General features: G+C 63.6%; 19 protein-coding genes. 9 read left to right on the top strand and 10 right to left on the bottom strand.

The window, feature by feature from the left end; genetic code table 11:
* The first annotated feature begins 26 nt into the window (after window positions 1-26).
* The 3 genes from ACRVY7_RS17890 to ACRVY7_RS17900 all read left to right on the top strand — a co-directional run bounded on the left by ACRVY7_RS17890 (window position 27) and on the right by ACRVY7_RS17900 (window position 3268).
* Complete coding sequence (locus tag ACRVY7_RS17890; protein WP_049699191.1) at window positions 27-1001, top strand: ParA family protein; 975 nt, start codon at window positions 27-29, stop codon at window positions 999-1001.
* Complete coding sequence (locus ACRVY7_RS17895) at window positions 998-2101, top strand: ParB/RepB/Spo0J family partition protein (protein ID WP_431818043.1); 1104 nt, start codon at window positions 998-1000, stop codon at window positions 2099-2101. Before ACRVY7_RS17890 ends, ACRVY7_RS17895 begins: the two co-directional genes overlap by 4 nt.
* A 198-nt stretch (window positions 2102-2299) precedes the next feature.
* On the top strand, window positions 2300-3268 hold the full coding sequence (locus ACRVY7_RS17900; RefSeq protein ID WP_431818044.1) for a hypothetical protein: 969 nt from the start codon (window positions 2300-2302) through the stop codon (window positions 3266-3268).
* A gap of 39 nt (window positions 3269-3307) precedes the next feature.
* Here ACRVY7_RS17900 and ACRVY7_RS17905 read toward each other — a convergent pair whose 3' ends face one another.
* From ACRVY7_RS17905 to sigM, 5 genes are all read right to left on the bottom strand, one after another.
* Window positions 3308-4543: an N-acetylmuramoyl-L-alanine amidase gene (locus tag ACRVY7_RS17905; RefSeq protein ID WP_431818045.1), complete on the bottom strand. Its 1236-nt coding sequence runs from the start codon at window positions 4541-4543 to the stop codon at window positions 3308-3310.
* Window positions 4544-4828: 285 nt separating this feature from the next.
* Entirely contained in the window at window positions 4829-5167 is a 339-nt protein-coding gene (trxA, locus tag ACRVY7_RS17910) for a thioredoxin (protein ID WP_431818046.1), read from the bottom strand.
* Between the two features lie 55 nt (window positions 5168-5222).
* A complete protein-coding gene (gene trxB / locus ACRVY7_RS17915) occupies window positions 5223-6221 on the bottom strand; it encodes a thioredoxin-disulfide reductase (RefSeq protein ID WP_049699195.1) in 999 nt (332 codons plus the stop codon).
* 112 nt (window positions 6222-6333) lie between these two features.
* Window positions 6334-7113 carry an anti-sigma factor family protein gene (locus ACRVY7_RS17920; RefSeq protein WP_431818047.1) on the bottom strand — a complete coding sequence of 260 codons (780 nt, stop codon included), beginning with the start codon at window positions 7111-7113 and terminating at the stop codon, window positions 6334-6336.
* A gap of 109 nt (window positions 7114-7222) precedes the next feature.
* Window positions 7223-7786, bottom strand: coding sequence for an RNA polymerase sigma factor SigM (gene sigM, locus ACRVY7_RS17925; protein ID WP_431818048.1), 564 nt, complete (start codon window positions 7784-7786; stop codon window positions 7223-7225).
* A gap of 291 nt (window positions 7787-8077) precedes the next feature.
* Here sigM and ACRVY7_RS17930 point away from each other — a divergent pair, with 291 nt between their 5' ends.
* Complete coding sequence (locus tag ACRVY7_RS17930; RefSeq protein WP_431818049.1) at window positions 8078-8500, top strand: hypothetical protein; 423 nt, start codon at window positions 8078-8080, stop codon at window positions 8498-8500.
* Window positions 8501-8531: 31 nt separating this feature from the next.
* Entirely contained in the window at window positions 8532-9491 is a 960-nt protein-coding gene (locus tag ACRVY7_RS17935; protein WP_431818050.1) for a PA domain-containing protein, read from the top strand.
* Between the two features lie 151 nt (window positions 9492-9642).
* On the opposite strand, the gene ACRVY7_RS17940 is transcribed toward ACRVY7_RS17935, so the two are convergent.
* On the bottom strand, window positions 9643-10017 hold the full coding sequence (locus ACRVY7_RS17940; RefSeq protein ID WP_431818051.1) for a GbsR/MarR family transcriptional regulator: 375 nt from the start codon (window positions 10015-10017) through the stop codon (window positions 9643-9645).
* Window positions 10018-10171: 154 nt separating this feature from the next.
* Here ACRVY7_RS17940 and ACRVY7_RS17945 point away from each other — a divergent pair, with 154 nt between their 5' ends.
* The 3 genes from ACRVY7_RS17945 (at window position 10172) to ACRVY7_RS17955 (ending at window position 13801) form a co-directional block, all read left to right on the top strand.
* Complete coding sequence (locus tag ACRVY7_RS17945; RefSeq protein ID WP_431818052.1) at window positions 10172-11083, top strand: ABC transporter ATP-binding protein; 912 nt, start codon at window positions 10172-10174, stop codon at window positions 11081-11083.
* Entirely contained in the window at window positions 11080-12648 is a 1569-nt protein-coding gene (locus ACRVY7_RS17950) for an ABC transporter permease (protein WP_431818053.1), read from the top strand. Before ACRVY7_RS17945 ends, ACRVY7_RS17950 begins: the two co-directional genes overlap by 4 nt.
* Before the next feature lie 124 nt (window positions 12649-12772).
* The gene (locus ACRVY7_RS17955) at window positions 12773-13801 is read left to right on the top strand and encodes an SMI1/KNR4 family protein (RefSeq protein WP_431818054.1); all 1029 of its coding nucleotides are present in this window, start codon (window positions 12773-12775) and stop codon (window positions 13799-13801) included.
* A gap of 262 nt (window positions 13802-14063) precedes the next feature.
* On the opposite strand, the gene ACRVY7_RS17960 is transcribed toward ACRVY7_RS17955, so the two are convergent.
* Complete coding sequence (locus tag ACRVY7_RS17960) at window positions 14064-14801, bottom strand: nucleotide-binding protein (RefSeq protein WP_431818055.1); 738 nt, start codon at window positions 14799-14801, stop codon at window positions 14064-14066.
* 28 nt (window positions 14802-14829) lie between these two features.
* On the opposite strand from ACRVY7_RS17960, the gene ACRVY7_RS17965 reads away from it, so the two are divergent.
* Window positions 14830-15087, top strand: coding sequence for a hypothetical protein (locus ACRVY7_RS17965; protein ID WP_431818056.1), 258 nt, complete (start codon window positions 14830-14832; stop codon window positions 15085-15087).
* A 42-nt stretch (window positions 15088-15129) separates the two neighbouring features.
* Here the strand turns inward: ACRVY7_RS17965 and ACRVY7_RS17970 are convergent, their stop codons facing one another.
* The 3 genes from ACRVY7_RS17970 to ACRVY7_RS17980 are packed head-to-tail and all read right to left on the bottom strand — an operon-like array spanning window position 15130 to window position 17266.
* A complete protein-coding gene (locus ACRVY7_RS17970) occupies window positions 15130-15615 on the bottom strand; it encodes a nitroreductase family deazaflavin-dependent oxidoreductase (protein WP_431818057.1) in 486 nt (161 codons plus the stop codon).
* A complete protein-coding gene (locus tag ACRVY7_RS17975; protein ID WP_431818058.1) occupies window positions 15612-16751 on the bottom strand; it encodes a DUF6670 family protein in 1140 nt (379 codons plus the stop codon). The genes ACRVY7_RS17970 and ACRVY7_RS17975 overlap by 4 nt, the downstream gene beginning before the upstream one ends.
* Complete coding sequence (locus ACRVY7_RS17980) at window positions 16748-17266, bottom strand: SRPBCC family protein (RefSeq protein WP_431818059.1); 519 nt, start codon at window positions 17264-17266, stop codon at window positions 16748-16750. The genes ACRVY7_RS17975 and ACRVY7_RS17980 overlap by 4 nt, the downstream gene beginning before the upstream one ends.
* Between the last annotated feature and the right edge of the window lie 38 nt (window positions 17267-17304).

Genomic DNA, 17304 nt, shown 5'->3' on the forward strand with positions numbered 1-17304 from the left:
ACGAAATATCGCAGAGGAGCCACAGCGTGACCGACCAACAGCCGGATGTTTCACGTGAAACGATTCCGACGGCCACGCCGACGCCCGAGCAATTCGACGACACCCCCATCGCCGCCGCCGCAGCCCGAGCCAGTCAAGTACTGACCCCTGGAGGCGCGGGCCAGTTACCCCGCCCCCCGCACACGCGCGTGATGACGGTGGCGAACCAGAAGGGCGGCGTCGGGAAGACGACCACGGCCGTGAACCTGGCCTCGGGGCTCGCGCTGCACGGGCTGCGCGTCCTGGTCGTCGACCTCGACCCGCAGGGCAATGCGAGTACAGCTCTGGGCATCGACCATCGCGCGCCGGATATCGCATCGGTCTACGAGCTGCTCCTCGGCGAGGTCACGCTCAAGGAGGCCGTCAAGCAGAGCCCGAGTCACGAGAACCTCTACTGCGTACCCGCGACCCTCGATCTGGCCGGCGCTGAGATCGAACTGGTCTCGCTGGTCGCTCGGGAGAACCGACTCCGCAATGCGCTCAACGATCCGTCGGTCGCGGAGTTCGGCTTCGACTACATCTTCATCGACTGCCCACCGTCGTTGGGTCTGCTGACCGTCAACGCGATGGTCGCGGCTCGAGAGGTGCTCATTCCCATCCAGTGCGAGTACTACGCCCTCGAGGGTGTCGGCCAGCTCCTACGGAACATTGAACTGGTCCAAGCGCACCTGAACCCGAATCTCCACGTCTCGACGATTCTGTTGACGATGTACGACGGCCGAACCAAACTCGCGGATCAGGTCGCCGACGAGGTGCGACGCCACTTTAGCGACAAGGTGCTCGGCACCGTGATCCCCCGCAGCGTGAAGGTGTCTGAGGCGCCCGGCTACGGCATGACGATCATCGAGTACGACCCGGGTTCACGTGGAGCAATGAGTTACCTCGACGCTGCGCGCGAAATCGCGATGCGTGCCAAGGACGAATTCCCCTCCACCACGGACCTCTCGAGAGGACAGCAGTGAGTCAACGAGACGCCCAACGACGCGGAGGACTCGGCCGCGGTCTGGCAGCCCTCATTCCGACCGGCCCCTCGGAGAACGAGTCGAGCGCTCCCCGACTCGGCTCGGCTGCTGCCGATGTCGTGATCGGAAAGGGAAACTCCGGGGGCAGTGCAGGCGGTAGTGACGCTCCCACCTCCCCTGCCAACGGAAGTCCGCAGAGCACCACGACGGCGCCGACCGATGCAGCGCAATCGAGCACTAACGGAAACGCGTCTGCCGTGGTCACTGTCGACGAGGCCGGAGCGGTCTATCGTGAGCTGACTCCCACACTCATCCAGCCGAACCCGCACCAGCCACGCAGCGTCTTCGACGAAGAGGCGATGGCCGAACTCGTGCACTCGATCAAAGAGTTCGGGCTCATGCAGCCGATCGTCGTGCGCAAGCTCGCGACTCCGACACCCGACGGCGTGCTCTATCAGATCGTCATGGGCGAGCGACGCTGGCGAGCGAGCCAGGAAGCAGGCCTCGAGGCGATCCCCTCGATCGTGCGCGAGACACCAGACGGCGACATGCTGCGCGACGCCCTGCTGGAAAACATCCACCGCGCACAGCTCAACCCTCTGGAAGAGGCGGCCGCATATCAGCAGCTTCTCGAGGAGTTCGACGTCACCCACGAGGAACTGGCCAGCCGCCTCGGACGCTCGCGCCCGGTGATCACCAACATGATCCGTTTGCTGAAGCTCCCGATCCCAGTGCAGCGTCGAGTTGCCGCGGGCGTCCTCTCGGCCGGCCACGCACGCGCACTGCTGTCACTGGAGACCGGAAGCGATCAGCAAGAAGCGCTCGCCGCGCGGATAGTTGCCGAAGGACTGTCGGTCCGGGCCACCGAGGAAGCGGTGACTCTCGCCAATCGTGGCGACGGACCGTCGACCCCCACCCCATCCCCGAAGCGTCGGCAGATGCAGATGCCGGGTCTGCAGGATCTCGCCGAGCGGCTCTCCGACGGCCTCGACACCCGCGTGACCGTCAGTCTCGGCAAGCGCAAGGGCAAGATCGTCGTCGAGTTCGGCTCGGTCGACGACCTCGAACGTATTGTGGGGTTGATCCAACCGAAGACGTAGCAGCGATCGGCGCCTCGGGGAGATAACAACGACCGGAGGCGCCGACACCCGCGAAAATTCGTGACCCACCGCATCCGAAAGTTTCGTCACAGTGACAGTCGAGCAGCACACCGAGCACATGAACAGTGAAACACCCTGCAGGACATCAGATTTCACGTTCGTGGACGGTCGACCGATGCGTCGGGACGAGGATTCACAATGAACTTCACGATTTCCAGCCTCGATCTCGAAGCATTCGAGTCACTGCCCCCGCACACCCGTCGCTGCGTGTTCTGGGAAGTCGATCCGACGTTCACCAACGCGGCGCCTACCCCTCCCGACGACGACCCCTCCCCCTTGCGCGGCCCCGCGTCGTCCACCGAGGTGCCGGCGGGACCGGCGAGCCTCACCAACTTCGAGAGCGAGTTCGACAAGGAGGCGTGGATCTCGTCGGTCCTCCTCGAATGGGGCACCTGCGGCCAGATCGCGATCGACTCGTCGACCGGCGTCGTCGTCGGCGCCGCCCTCTACGCTCCGCCCGGACGCGTCCCCCGCTCGCGAAGCTTTCCGACGTCGCCGGTGAGCGCCGACGCGGTGCTGCTGACATCGGTGCGCACCGAGCCAGGTTTCGAGGAAGCAGCCGACCTACTCGTCGATGCCGTGGTCACTGATCTGATTCGACGCGGTGTCCGCGCAGTCGAAGCGTTCGGTTTCGTTCGACACGGTGGGTCTGGCTACGGGGGCTCTCGACACGGTTCGTCGCGTGACGCACTCGAGCGCGAGTATGATTCTCCCGCAGCGTATCTCGGTGACGACGAATCAGCAGATGACAGAAAGAGCTCCGGCACAACAGATTTCGGCGACCTGAGTACGTGGTCGGATGAAGCCGTCGTCGAGATTGCGCGTGAGATCCTCGACGGTCCGGGTCAGGATCTGTGCGGGCAATGCATGATCGACGCCGAGGTCCTGAAGGATTCGGCGTTCGACGTCGTCGCGTCGCATGTGCGGTTCCCCCGCTTTCGACTGGAGCTTGACGAAGGACTCGGATGGAAGGTCGGGGTCGAGAGCGCCTTGGAGAAGCTCGTCGTGATGGCCGCGATCGATCTTGTCGGCCGAGAGCGGCTCTCCGTTCCGGCGGGTAGTCGTAGTGGCGCGCGAAACCGGTTTAAGCGGGCACGCGAAAGCTAGCCGCGACGGAGCTCGCGGGAAGAGCTGGGTACCTACCGGTCAGAATCCGGAAATACGTTCGGCCGCAAGGAGATCTGCGAACGTGTAGGTGCCTGTCGGACGGTCGTTCTCGCCGAGCAGGTACAGGCGCTTGACCGCGACGAGGATGGCCTCGGTGATCACGTTGCGATAGTGCGGGTCGTCGAGCACCTTGGCGTCGTCGGGGTTGGTGATGTAGCCGACGTCGATGAGGACAACCGGCATCCTGGTGAGCCTAAGGATGTCCCAGGTGCGTTCGTGGACGCGGCAGTCGGTCAGCGGTGTGCGCGCGGCGATCTCACGCTGGATGAAATCGGCGAGGTTGCGCCCGATGGTCGAATACGACCCGCGGTTGTTACCGAAGTAGAACGACGCGACGCCATTCGCGGCGGGTGTCTCGTGGTGTCCACAGCGCAGTGAAATCATCATGTCGGCGTCGACGAGATTGGCCACCCGAGCACGCTCATCGTCGGATGCGTGGCCGCGACCGTCGTGCGACAGGAAGGTCTCCATTCCTGCAGCGGCCATCCTGCCTTCAAGGCGAGCGGCGAGATCCCACAGAACGCGGGATTCCAACTCGGCGACGGCTCCTGTCGAAAGTGCGTGCATCCCAGCGGTTCCCGGATCGATGACGATCCGCTTACCGGACAGCTGAGGGCCGGAGCGTCGAACATGCTCTTCTTGACGGATCGCATACGGCGACCCGCCGGTCACACGGGTACCGAGCCGGTCGAGTGCGCGCAGCGTCGACGGACCGCAAATGCCGTCGGCGGAGAGTCCGTACTCGCTCTGGTAGAGGCACACCGCGTTGTGGGTGCTCTCCCCGAAGACGCCGTCGACGAGTCCGGTGTAGTAGCCAAGGTTTTGCAGTCTGCTCTGGAGCGTGGCGACGTCGTCGCCGACCATGGGAGCCGACAGGCGGTAGAGGAGCACGCGCGCGCCGAGTTGATACGACGCCTCGCGCAGCGACCGATACGTCGCCTGGCCGACAATGCCGTCGACGATCAGGCCGCGCTGCTGCTGGAACGCGCGCACGGCATGGTCGACATCGATGTCGAAGAGGGCGTCCTCGGTGCTGTGGATGACCGCACCGTTCTGGGCCGCTTCCCCGTTGGAAGGGCCGTTCGGCGCAGGTGTTCCTGCGCTCTCGGGTGCCGCGTGACGGCCCGGAGTGGAGCTGAGCAGTCCCTGTCCGGAGAGGATAGATCGAATCTCGGCTACGGCCGACCCACGATCTCCCAGTCGGAACGTTGGCATCTCATCTCCTCAATTGGACATGTCGCCGTGAGGGGACACGGACGACATTGAACCAAAGTGAATTGTCTCAGGTCGTGGCATGTGAGCAAAACTCATCCACGCGGTTGAACCGATCCACTCTGTGCCGCGTCCCCGAGGCTACCGTTCGCCGCCGACGACACGCAGCAGATAGTTCGTGATGCCAAACTAGCAGTACAGGCCACCGTCGAACGCCAGGTGAGGTGTTCGACGATGGCCTGGTCGGCTCACGAAGGTACGTGAGCGACGTCACTGCTGAGGTGTCGGTTAGGCGTTGGACCCGACGACGGAGTCGAGGTCGCGCAGGAGCGCGGCCTTGCCCTTGACGCCGACGATCGTCTTGGTCGGCTTGCCGTCCTGGAACAGGATCATGGTCGGTATCGACATGATCTTGTAGTCACGGGCAACGCCGGGGTTCTCGTCGACGTCGACCTTGGCGACGGTCAGCTTGTCGCCGTAGTCACGGGCGATCTCCTCGAGGACCGGTGCGATCATGCGGCACGGGCCGCACCAGGTCGCCCAGAAGTCGACGAGGACCGGTCCGCTGGACTCAAGTACCTGATCTTTGAAGGTGGCGTCAGTGACGGCCAAGGTGTTTGCTCCCATGATGTGTCCTCCTCTGGACGTGGTGCAAGGTATCGGTTGGGGATGAAACAGCAGGTCAGACGGTCGGTGCGACCGTTGCGACGACGTCGCCCTCGATCGGCATCGGCTCGATGTCGCCCTGGTCGGCGAGCCACCGCTCGGCGTCGATCGCGGCCGCACAGCCACTGCCTGCGGCGGTGATGGCCTGCCGGTAGGTGTGATCGACGAGGTCGCCCGCGGCGAACACGCCGGGCACCGACGTGTAGGTGGTGCGACCGGAGACCTTGACGTAGCCCTCGTCGTCGAGGTCGATCTGACCGCGGACGAGTTGACTGCGTGGGTCGTGGCCGATGGCGACGAACATGCCGGTGACGTCGATGTTCTGCTTGTCGCCGGTCCGCGTGTCGGTCAATTCGAGACCCGTCACCGAGTTGCTGCCCAGCACGCCTGTGACGGCGGAGTTGGTGACGAACTCGATCTTGTCGTTGGCGCGAGCGCGCTCGAGCATGATCTTCGACGCCCGGAACTCATCACGGCGGTGGATCAGCTTCACGCTGCGGGCGAACTTGGTGAGGAAGGTGGCCTCCTCCATCGCCGAATCGCCGCCACCGATGACCGCGATGTCTTGGTCCTTGAAGAAGAAGCCGTCGCACGTGGCACACGCCGAGACTCCCCTGCCCAGGAGTTCCTGCTCGCCGGTGATCTCGAGGTAGCGGGCAGCGGCGCCCATCGCGAGGATGACCGCATAGGCGCGATGCGTCTCGCCGCCGGCGTCGACCTCTTTGATCGTGCCGGTCAGGCGAACTGCCTCGACGTCTTCCATGCGGAGATCGGCGCCGAACCTGATGGCCTGCTCACGCATCTCGTCCATGAGCGCGGGACCCTGGATACCGTTCTGGAATCCGGGGTAGTTCTCGACCTCGGTCGTGGTCATGAGCGCACCGCCGAACTGCGTTCCCTCGAAGACGACCGGTGCCAATTCGGCGCGGGCTGCGTATACGGCAGCGGTGTATCCGGCCGGTCCGGACCCGATGATGATCAGGTCGTGGATCTGCTGGTTGTCTGTCTGGCTCATCCGTCCTCCGTGCTTGTGGCGACGCGCGGTACCGCTGGTTCTCCGGTGCGCGTTGTCGGCTCGTTCAACACAAGCCTAAGGGCAGATGTTCCCGCTGCTGATGCCGTGGCGCTCACCCACCCAGTCTGGTGCGCGACACCGTCGCCGGGTTGTCGGTATCGCAGCCCTGCTCGACGACGAGCGCGTCGAACCGCCCGGCAACGCCGGTGCCGAGCAGAATCACCACGCGCTCCGACCCTCCCACCGTGATCTCGCCGGAACCGAGGACCGGAGTCGACGCCGCTACACCGTTGGCCGCGGTGCACCGCCGCAGCGCTTCGTCGGATTCGAACGGCGCGTGGGCGGTCTTTCCGAGCACGGACAACGCCGAGGCCCTCTCGACGCCGTCGAGCTCCGCTGTATCGAGCTGCGTCGTGTTGGCCGAGGTTGATGGTTGGGCCTGCAGGCCGGCGTCCGGTTCGTCCGTGGTCCTGGTGGCGACGACTGCGACGACTCCCACCACGAGGACCGCGATCGCAGCCGCGGCGCCCACCAGCAGGGCTGCGAACCGTGCACGCGGGGCGCGGGTCGCCGAACGTCGTCGACGTTCGGAGAGATCGACCGGGGCCGTCGACGGCTGCTGCGCGTCGTGGCGCGCCCAAGAGTCGTTCTGAATGGCCGACAGTGTCGCAGCGATCCGCGAATCGACTTCTGGCGGAATGGGTTTCGATTCCTCGGAGAGGTAACGCAGCGAGTCGGTGGTGCGGTCAAGGGCAGTCAGTACACGCTGGGCTGCTGGGTCGTTGGCGATCCGCGCGCGCATATGGGCGGCGGTATCGTCGGGTAGCGCGCCGGCGTGGAGGTCGGCGAGCAGATCCTCCGAATAGGGCGGTTCGGGATACGGCGTGTTCATCGTTGCGCTGTCCTGCTCCCCCGACTGTTGTGGCCGTGATCGCGGCCTGGCTCGTCCACTGCCACATTCGACGTTGACCGGAGCGGATTGGTTCCCTCGAATCTCGTTTTCATGAGTCTTCCTTGAGGTGACCGAGCAACTTCGCCAACCGGAGACGCGCCCGCGACGAACGACTCTTCACCGTTCCCTCAGCGACTCCTAATCGCTGCGCCGTTTCGGCGATGCTGAGACCTTCGACGTCGAGCGCGACGACGACGGCTCGCTGCTCTTCCGGGAGTTGCGCGAGAGCGTCGCCAATGGTCATCGACAGATCGACCGCCGCATAGCGGTCTTCGCGCGCAGCCATTGCTGGAATCTCGAAGTCAGGAAGAGAAACTGTGGGCCGCAACTTATCTCGTCGTATCCGATCGAGACAAGCATTGACGACGATGCGATGCAGCCAGGTCGAAACTCGCGCGTCAGCCCGGTACGAGTGTGCCATTCGGTGTGCGTTGAAGAGTGCGTCTTGAAGTGCGTCGGCGGCGTCGTCGGGGTTGTTGAGGGTGCGGTAGGCGACGGCCCAGAGGCGTTCTTGGTGGCGGTGGATGAGGGTGGAGAAGGCGTGGAGGTCGCCGTTGATATGGGCGGAGAGCAGGTGCTCGTCGCTGCGTGTGTCGCTGGTTCCCCCTGGCATGGGTTGAGATTAGTGCAGCGCGGTGTCGCGTATGTCGGGTTGGCGCGTCGGCTGTGGAGGGAGGTCGGGCTGGGGATCGGGTGGCGCAGTGAGCCCGCCGCGGGAAAGAGTGATGAGCATCCCCCGTACGATCGCGCCACCGGGTCTATTGCCATAGCGCGACGAAAGCACTGGATGATGCACATTCGATCTCAGCCGAGTCCTCTGATGAGGGCGCGCGCTGTCGTCGTTGTTGCCACCACGATGAGTCTGCTTCTGATTGCAGCTTGCGGCACTCATGAGGAGACTTCGATGCCGATGCCTACGTCCGCGCAAGAGTCGCAGGTACACGCCGCAGTGGATCGCTACGAGCACGCGAACTCTCACGGGTCGCGGCGCGACATCCTGGCGACGCTCACCGCGGACTCCCCCGAGCGCGAATTCCTGAGCGGATCGGACGAGGCGTTCGCTGAACGGCGAAAGCAACTAGACGCCGCCCAGTACAGCGAGAAGTACACCAACAGAAGGGATCTCACGATCACCGGTGATACCGCCACGCTGACCACCGACTACGTCGAAACACGCAGCGACGGGTCGCCGACGGACACGCCGAGGACACTCACCGGCCAAGACATCGAGTTCACTCTGAATAGGGTCGACGGCGAATGGCTGATCTACGAGACCACGACGCCGGCATTGCGCAATAACCGCATCCTGCAGCAGGGTCCGCCGTGATCAGGCTGGCGGCCAAGCTGGGTACGAAAATGTGAAACAGAAGGATGTTGTGGTGACAGTCGAAACCCATGGGCTGGCAGGACATCTGACACGTATAGCGTCCGACGCCGGGTCCGCGTTCTCCGACGACATCTCGTTGCTGGCTTGCTGGGTTGAGCAAGGGCTGATCTTTGTTGTCTTCCGATCGAATCTGATGTGGGATGCCCGCCGGGCATTAGGAATTGTTTACGATCCGGCTAATCTGGCAAAACCTATCGACGTCGAAGAACTCGCTTTCGAAATATATGAATACGAGATGGTGGAACCTCACCTCTATACAACCGCGTTCTCAACCGAGCACGACGCGATTCATTGGCGCGTCGTCGGGTCTTCTGAAGTGCCAGACCGCTTTGAGCAACTGCTGACTAAGGCAGCAACGGAGGAATCCGCGGAAGAGTACTTGAGACGATTAGCCTCAGCCAGCATCGCCGGTACCGCCGTTCTCAGTGGACCTTCCTTCACTGGATCAGACGCTCAACCCAACCGGGACTCGACCGAGCACGGCTCATTTTCTCCCGTGCCCGGACCGGGGCAGAAGACGAGGTTTTCGTACGTAGCATCTGCCGTCTATGCCTCCGTTGACGGTATGCCGGTCAGTCTGAGGCCGTTTTCGTTCTCGACCGGAACCGATAGCGTTTCAGTGCCGCTGATAGCGTCAGGTGACGGGTGTCAGCTAGGCCGCGCAAATGCTTTCGGCAGGTTCGTCGTGAGTTACCGCGGTGGCTGTAGCTTTGAGCAGAAGTACGACGTTGCTCGACGAGAAGGGGCAGCGGGGCTTGTCATCACATCCGATGAGCGTCTGACGGACGCGCGTTGGCAGAGCCCACGAATTGATATGACGGAGATCCCGGTGCTGGTCTGCGACGAACCGGAATCCATCCGGCTTCTTGTTAATGGCCGTGCCCTCAGTGTTTCCTTTCACGGGCAGGTGAACTCATCGGCGATTGATTAGCTACGATTAATCGAGTTCACTCTGAAACGATTCGACGATGCGCTCGGCGACATCTTTTTAAGAAGCCCAGCACTTAGTCCTCGCCGACGAGAGGGCTCACCGAAGAGTGTCGCCGTGGCGCGGCTGCCTCATACCTAGTCGGTCCGTCTGATCAGCGGGCATCTCGCCAACGCTGGATGATGCTGGGGAGTTCGGCTCGGAGAAAAGCGAAGAAGTCGGCGGTTTCGATCAGCCTGGCCGCGGCTTCCGGCTCTGCGGTCGCGCGGGCTCCTTCGGTGAGGATGCCTTCGAGGGTGCGCAGTTCTCCGTCTTGGTGGGCGACGGCTTCCATCCACGTGTCGGGGCGAACCTCGTACACGATCTGGCGATCACTCTGGCGGGTCACGTCGACCAGGCCGAGCGAGCGAAGCATCTTCGCGCCGTTGGAGATGGCTGAGGGACCAACGCCGAGTCGAGACGAGAGTTCGGAGGCGGTATGCCTGCCACTGGCGGCGGCCATGAGGGTGGCGAAGATCCGGGCTGACATCCGAGGCCACCCCGATCGCGCAAGCGCATCCGCGAACCTCTCCACAAACTTGTCGTCTCGCTCCTCCACCACGTGCCTCCTATTGCCGGCGCATTCCTCAGGACACCGTACTCACACTTCATATACTTCACGAATTGTGTGTATTATCTGATGTGTGGAAACCTCCGTGGCGTTGCAGCACATCACCAAGTCCTTCGGGCACGCGCGGGCGTTGAACGGACTGGACTTGGCGATCGGTATGGGCGAGGTGCACGGGCTGCTCGGCCCGAACGGTGCCGGCAAGTCCACGACGATCCGGGTGCTCCTGGGGATGCTGCACGCTGACAGCGGCATCGCTCGCGTGCTGGGGCAGGACCCGTGGACGGCGATGCCGGAGGTGCGGGGTCGGCTGGCGTATGTGCCGGGCGATGTGAGCCTGTGGCCGAACCTGACCGGCGGGGAGGTCATCGACCTGCTCGCCAGGATGCACGGCGGTGAGGACCGCGCCCGCCGCGACGAACTGATCGAACGCTTCGAACTGGACCCGACAAAACGGTGCCGCACATATTCGAAGGGCAACCGGCAGAAGGTGGGCCTCGTTTCAGCTCTCAGTGTGGCCGCTGAGCTGCTGATCCTGGACGAGCCGACCACCGGCTTGGACCCGCTGATGGAAGAGGTGTTCAAGCAGTGCGTGAGCGAGTCTCGGCGCGCCGGCCAGACAATACTGCTGTCCAGCCACATCCTCTCCGAAGTCGAGCAGCTCTGCGATCGGGTCAGCATCGTCCGCGACGGGCAGGTAGTGGACACCGGCACCTTGGCCGAACTGCGAGGGCACGCCACCACCCTCGTGACCGCGACTCTGACACGCCCACCCACCGGTCTGGACGCGCTTTCGGGCATTGAGAGGGTCACGGTGGACGGGAACCGGGTCGAGCTGACCACGACCCGGTTCGACCAGGTGATGACCCGACTTGCCTCGTTCGGCATCGAGACCCTGACGGTCGCCCCGCCGACGCTGGAAGATCTGTTTCTGCACTACTACGACCAGACCGACACCGCCCGAAGCCGTGTGGAAGCGACAGCATGACCACCACCATCGGAACCGCCGCGACCGGAACTCGCCCGATGCTCGGGCTCACACTTCACCGGGAACGCCTGCACGGCACCGCCTGGTACCTACTCTCCGGGCTGCTACTGCTCGTGGTCGCCGCGGGCATCATCGCCACCTACCCGACGACGGCCGCCCGAGAGGCGCTCGCCAAGTCAGTGAACGCCAGCGCGGGAGAGTTGTTCCTGATCGGGCCCGTCTCGAGCACGGATGCCGGCGGGGTCGGGCTGTGGCGGATGCTGGGGATCGCGACGATTTTCATCAGCCTCGCCTCCGTCCTCACGATGATCCGCAATACCCGCGCCACCGAGGAAAGCGGCACAAGCGAGATGCTCGGCGCGGCGGCCATAGGCCGAGCTGCTCCCCTGGTCGCGGCGATCGGCGTCACTGCCGCCGGATCGCTGGCAGCCGGGATTCTTGTCGGAGTCGGTTTCATCGGAATCGGCGCGTCCGCCACCGGCTCCCTGCTCGTCGGTGTGCAAGTCGCCATGCTCGGGTTGCTTGCTGCAGCGCTGGCAGGGCTGACCGGGCAGATCGTGCAGACCGCCCGCGGCGCGACGGGCATCGCCATCGCGGTTGTGGCCGCATTCTTCCTGCTCCGCGGCGCAGGCGACGCCATAGGCGGGAACGCCTACTGGATGTCGCCATTCGGCTGGATCGCCGCCGTCCGCCCGTTCGCTGACGACAACGCCCTGATGTTGCTGCCCGCCCTCGGCCTCACCACCGCGCTGGCCGCCGCTGCGGTGTGGATTGCCTCCCGCCGCGATCTGGGCGCGGGCGTGTTCCCCGAACGGGTGGGACCTGCGCACGCCCACGCCTCCTTGCGTGGACCCACCTCCCTGGCTGTGCGCACCAGCCGGGACGCCATCGTTGGCTGGGCTGCGGGTGCGTTCGTTGTCGGGCTCCTCATAGGCGGGGTGTCCTCGACCGTGGACAGACAGGTCAACATCGCCCTCGATAGCAGCGCAGGAAGCGGCTCCGGCCTCATCCAGGTCGCCTTCCATCTTTCCCCGCTGTTCGCCGCCCTCCTCGGCATCCAGACAACCCTCCGACTCCGCGGCGAGGTCACCAGCGGCCGCGCGGAAGTCATCCTCTCGCGACCCGTCTCACGAACACGCTGGCTGCTCGCCTACACCACCACCGGAGCCCTCGCCGCCCTCGCCGTTCTGATCGCATTCGGACTCGGTATCGCCTTTGCGCAGCTCGGCACCGACCCTGGCTCGTTTGGCATCATGGCCGTCGCCGGCGCGCTGCGAGCACCCGCGGCATGGGTGTTTATCGGGCTCACCACCCTGCTGCTGTCCACCTTGCCGCGCGCCGCCACCGCCGTCGCTTTCATTGTCGTCGGAGCATTCCAGGCGCTTGAGTTCGCCGTCGAGTTCCGAGCCATCCCACACGAAGCGCTCTACATCTCACCCTTCGCGCTCGTGCCTGAGCTCCCCAGTGGCCCCGCGCACTCCTGGCAGACAGTCGTCTGCCTGGCTATCGCCGTCGCCCTGTCTGCCATCGCTACCCGCGCGATCCGACATCTAGACGTTCACTGACACAGGAGCACCGCACCGACCGCTCCCAAGAGCCGAGCGCAACCACAACAACTCAATCCTGGGTATCCGCAACGAAATCCTCGACGCCGCCGAGGCGCGGTAGTGCCGTCTCTATGCTCAACCCGTGGGAAAAACGACGATCAGCGACGCGGCGGATTCAGATAGCTGGGACGGCTTGGTGATTCGGTGTGCCGAGGTGTCTCATCAACTCGTCGAGCAGGGTCTTGAGGTCCCGTTGCCGGGCGCTGAGCCGTCCGGGCCACGACCGCCGGCAACACCCGCGCAAATCGCCGCTGCGGAAGCTCGAATTGGGGCACGTCTTGACCCCGATGCTCGTGCACTGCTCAGCAGGGCCAACGGTTGGGTCGGGCTCACCGGACGCTTCACGCTGTTGTCGTGTGAAGACATCGGTGGTCCCGACTGGGCTGACCTCATCGAATTGCGCGACATCTTCTTTGAATCGTGCCCGCCAGAGTCGTGGCCTCACAGCGTCGTGGAGCCCCAGGTCCTCATTCCGATCATTGTCGTGCCGTACTCACCGGAGACCATCTACGTCTTTCCCAGCGAGTCACACGACGGCCGTGCGCGGCCGGCATTGAATACAGGTCTCGATCCGATTCCTGAGATCACGTTGAAGCAAGGCATCGAGGTGTCCCTCGCCCAGGCTGTCGCAGATTTGAACGCGATCACCAATGGCGCTCGGGACGACGTCGAAGGCTTCCCGTGCCCCTCACCTGACGAACTACGCACCATTGTGGGCGCCGAGTCGCGGCCCCTCGTCACACGTCAACAAGGGGCGACGGAGGTGTCGTGCCTGGTCGAGTTTCCCCATAGCTACGCATTCTCGCTCTTGTCGTTCAAGAACAACGGTCAGCTCCGCGATAGTGTTCTCCCTATCCTCGAGGAGCAGTTACAAACGCCCAGTACCCGGTTCGACGGCAGGACGACGTCGTCGACGGTTCGGCCGGTCGACAATCTCGGCGACGAAGGCTACGAAATGGTCACCCGATTCGACGACACCAACGAGATTCACGAAATCGTTGTGTGGAGTCGCACCGGATCGCACAGAGTGCGAGTCTCAGGTCGATTTCCCGACCAGGGCGTCGCACAGGCTGTCGCGCGACTGTGGGTGAAAACCCAACCAGCCCAATAAATCACAGCGAAAGGTTCTTGAAAGCGGTAGATGCATGCAAGCGCTCACCTGGTCTGGCTATGATGTTCACGCGGAAGGTGTTTCCTGCTGATACGCCCAGGAGGCGGTCTAAATCCCTGTGAGAGCGCGACGCTTGAGCAGAGCAGGCATCGCTGGAGGCGAGCCAAGACGCGGCGTACTCGTTCGAGTGCTCTTCATGGTGATGAAGTTGGAGCGTTGCCCCTCTGGGATCCGTCATGGGGACCGGAGGGGCCTGTTCCAGCTACGCGAGTGGGGACTCGTCGACTGGCCGACGGATCGCAGTGCTTATGCGCAATCCATCGGCGCGCAACTCCTTTGCGAAAGTTCTCAGTTCCTCACGCGTGATGGGCACCGTACTCCTCGTCAGAGTATGTGTCCTACGCTTCGGCGAGGTCACGCGGATCGCAGTGCGGGTCGACTTCGCTGTCCATCCTTGCGCCTCGGCGTTGCTGATGAGCATCTCGACCTCCTCATCGAGCAGTTGCGCTTCTCCATTCTTATTGCTCGGTCCTGTTGCAGCGGCGACCCGAGGGCCGCGTTTGTCAATAGCCGCACGCACCTCTCGTGCGGCTGTTGAAATGGCGGACCGCTCATTCTTCTGGTTTTGGTAGGTGAGTGTGGTGAACCCAAGGATGTCAGTGGGCAACTTCGTCCCGGTTGTCGCCAGGACGAACGTCCGCTGTCGACCCAACACTCCGGCGAATAGTCCGAACTCCAGAATCACGTTGTCCCGAGGCACAGCCGTGGTCTTTCCTCGGCTTTCACGGGTGTCGTCAGGGGTCGCGATAAGCACTGCGAAATCAGCCTGGCCGGCAGCAGAAATTAGTGAATCCAGCGTATAACCACCAGGCTCGAAGACTCCTTGATCCCAGCGTTCGACCTCACAATACGGTGACAGTTCAGTCTGCAGGGCCTCGGCGACGGACTTACCTTCACTTGAAGAACCGAGGAACACCTGGCAGCGCGGAGAATCACTCATAGACGAACCATACTGTGAGCAATCGACGATGCTCATCATCGCGGTGATCGCTACGTTCAACCGTCTCGACCGCACCGCTGGCCTCATCGGTAGAGAATCGAGCCGACTGCAGTTGGACACTCGTGTCGGCGACGCAAGCCCTGTCGTCATGATGTTCCCGGGCCATCGTGATTGGGAGGACACCATCGTTCAGGCCGATAGCATCGACGACTTCATCGAGTCCGCGGAGGCGGGAACCTTCGAAGTGGTCTTCGAAGACACGCACAAGTATCGTCCGCGCAGGTGACGATCACTGCCTGGCTCTCGACATCGATGATCGGTGGGCGGGTCACGTCGGCTCGAGCCGGTAGAGGTCGATCGTGCGGTCGTCGGCCCACCGTTCGTAGTCTCGGTAGGCGGGCCACACCGCAATTGCCTTGGGCCAGATAGCGGTTCGCTCCGACTCCGTCAGGCGCTGGGCGCGTACCGACTGTGTCTGGCGACCGATGGTGATGGTGGCGCTTGGTGTTGCTTCGAGGTTGTATGACCATGCGGGCCGGCGGTTTTGGCCGAAATTTGATGCGACGACGACGTAGTCGTTGCCGTCCTCTATGTAGATGAGAGGCGTCGTTCGTGGCTGGCTGCTTCGACGTCCCGTCGTGGTGAGGATCAGCTGGGGCAGAAGTGCGCGGGGTACGAGGTGGAGCCGTCCGCCGGTGAGTCGGGCGATCGAACGGTCCAGCGGCACCGAGCGCCGCATGACCTGCGACACAGCCTTGTTGGTGCCCATCCGCTGGAGCAGGCTCGTAGCCGTCAGTGTTCTCGTCGGTGTCATCGCCGCGCTCCTGCCCGTCGGTCCGAGTATTCGAGGTATGCCTGTCCGGTACGCGTGCGTCCTTGGATCTCGCCATGCCAGTGGTATCCGGCGATGTAGCCCATGCCCGCGTAGAGCCAATGAGTATCGACAGTTCCGTCGATGTAGGAGGTGGTGCCGTCGTCATGGGTGAAACGCCAGGTGAACGCGGTCGGCAGTACCATCTCGGCGCGGCCGTCGTAACTGGTTGGTACGGAGGCGAACTCGGTCACGGTGAACTCTGCCTCGACTCCGATCCGTCGTACGCCCGTGCCTACCTGCCTGATATCTGCGCCCATGAGGGCGGTATGGCGGCCGAAGGCGCCAAGCGCGCAGGCAACGATCTGCTCTCCGGGCCCGAGATCGAGGACGTGGTAGGTGAAGAAATCGGCGGGGATCTTCAGCGGCGTGGGAAGCATCCGCGGCAGGTCCATGAACGGCGCGTAGCCGATGCCGTACTCGAATGTGCAGGTGCCGCTGACCTGTTGCGCGGCAGAGTCTTTGGATGCGATCGTGCCCTCGTACTGGCATAGGAGACTGTAGTGGCGGTAGATCTCGCTGTCGGCGACCCAGCTGATGTCGTCCGTGCAGTGCAGATCGAGTGCGACATTCAGGTCGTCGAGGGTGCTGCGTAGGTGCACCGAGGGGTAGTCGACGGTGAGGGTGTGGTCCGGTCCGAAGCGGAGAACGCTCCCGTCGTCGGCCAGTTCCGTTTCGTCGACGCCGAAGACGTGGAAGGAGCGTGTCGGATCGGATTGCGCTGTGCCCCAGCACAGTTGCGTGATCCCGCGCGGCCGACCCGGGATGGCGCCGTTGTCGTCCCAGACGCGGAATCCGGTGCCGCCGATCACGGTCATGTGGGCAAGGAATCGATGCGGCTCCGGTAGGTCGGGGATCATGATGCCGTAGTGCGCGGCACCTTTGGTTAGCACGCGCGTCGAACTCGGTGGGAACGTCAGATCTTTGGGGAGGTCGTCACGGACGGCAGAGTTGTGGTTCGAGGTACGCTTGACTCGAGCGACCGCTGAGATCCCGAGACGCTTGAGGCCGCCGGACCGATCTGTGCTGGTGTAGTGAACCGGACGTGCGGAGGTCCTTGCTGCCTGTGCGGAACTCACTGTATTACTCCTTGCGCGGGGTACTGGGTGTCGAAGTGGCGCTGGGTATCCCCGATGATCGATGCGAAGAGCCGTCGATTGAGAGGGACACCTGCGGCGACGATCGGGCCGAAGCCGCGGCGCGCGTCGAACGCGAAACGCCACGTGAACCTGCTCCCCGATCCCAACGCTGTGACCTGGTAGTCCTCCGCGAAGGATCGGAACAGCGGAACGCTCGCCTCGGTGGCATAGAAACTGTGCCGGTGAATGGTGTTGTCCCACAGAAAGAAATGCTCACGCAAGGTCATCACGCCCCGAAGCACGGCTACTTCGCGGCGGCTGCCGACGCCGAGGGGCTCGGGACTCAGGTAGTGCCCGCGCAGCGCGCGCACCCACGGTAACGGTTGCGGCGCAACGATATCTGCCCAAACGGTGTCGGGATCAGCGCCCGGAATGTCGATGTCGTAGCTGAAGCTGTGCTGTGCGGTGTCGAAGTAGCTGAGGTCGACGGGGTCAAGGGTGGTCCAGATGGCCATGGGCGCTCCTTTGGTTGATAGTCGATCAGTGCTGGGTG

The organism is Gordonia jacobaea, from assembly GCF_965344965.1.
Lineage (GTDB): Bacteria > Actinomycetota > Actinomycetes > Mycobacteriales > Mycobacteriaceae > Gordonia > Gordonia jacobaea.

Excerpts from the sequence above, each read along its gene's own strand:
- ACRVY7_RS17900 (WP_431818044.1), top strand. The coding sequence starts at position 2,300 with ATGAACTTCACGATTTCCAGCCTCGATCTCGAAGCATTCGAGTCACTG.
- ACRVY7_RS17905 (WP_431818045.1), bottom strand. The coding sequence starts at position 4,543 with ATGCCAACGTTCCGACTGGGAGATCGTGGGTCGGCCGTAGCCGAGATT.
- trxA (WP_431818046.1), bottom strand. The coding sequence starts at position 5,167 with ATGGGAGCAAACACCTTGGCCGTCACTGACGCCACCTTCAAAGATCAG.
- trxB (WP_049699195.1), bottom strand. The coding sequence starts at position 6,221 with ATGAGCCAGACAGACAACCAGCAGATCCACGACCTGATCATCATCGGG.
- ACRVY7_RS17920 (WP_431818047.1), bottom strand. The coding sequence starts at position 7,113 with ATGAACACGCCGTATCCCGAACCGCCCTATTCGGAGGATCTGCTCGCC.
- sigM (WP_431818048.1), bottom strand. The coding sequence starts at position 7,786 with ATGCCAGGGGGAACCAGCGACACACGCAGCGACGAGCACCTGCTCTCC.
- ACRVY7_RS17930 (WP_431818049.1), top strand. The coding sequence starts at position 8,078 with ATGCCGATGCCTACGTCCGCGCAAGAGTCGCAGGTACACGCCGCAGTG.
- ACRVY7_RS17940 (WP_431818051.1), bottom strand. The coding sequence starts at position 10,017 with ATGTCAGCCCGGATCTTCGCCACCCTCATGGCCGCCGCCAGTGGCAGG.
- ACRVY7_RS17950 (WP_431818053.1), top strand. The coding sequence starts at position 11,080 with ATGACCACCACCATCGGAACCGCCGCGACCGGAACTCGCCCGATGCTC.
- ACRVY7_RS17960 (WP_431818055.1), bottom strand. The coding sequence starts at position 14,801 with ATGAGTGATTCTCCGCGCTGCCAGGTGTTCCTCGGTTCTTCAAGTGAA.
- ACRVY7_RS17965 (WP_431818056.1), top strand. The coding sequence starts at position 14,830 with ATGCTCATCATCGCGGTGATCGCTACGTTCAACCGTCTCGACCGCACC.
- ACRVY7_RS17970 (WP_431818057.1), bottom strand. The coding sequence starts at position 15,615 with ATGACACCGACGAGAACACTGACGGCTACGAGCCTGCTCCAGCGGATG.
- ACRVY7_RS17980 (WP_431818059.1), bottom strand. The coding sequence starts at position 17,266 with ATGGCCATCTGGACCACCCTTGACCCCGTCGACCTCAGCTACTTCGAC.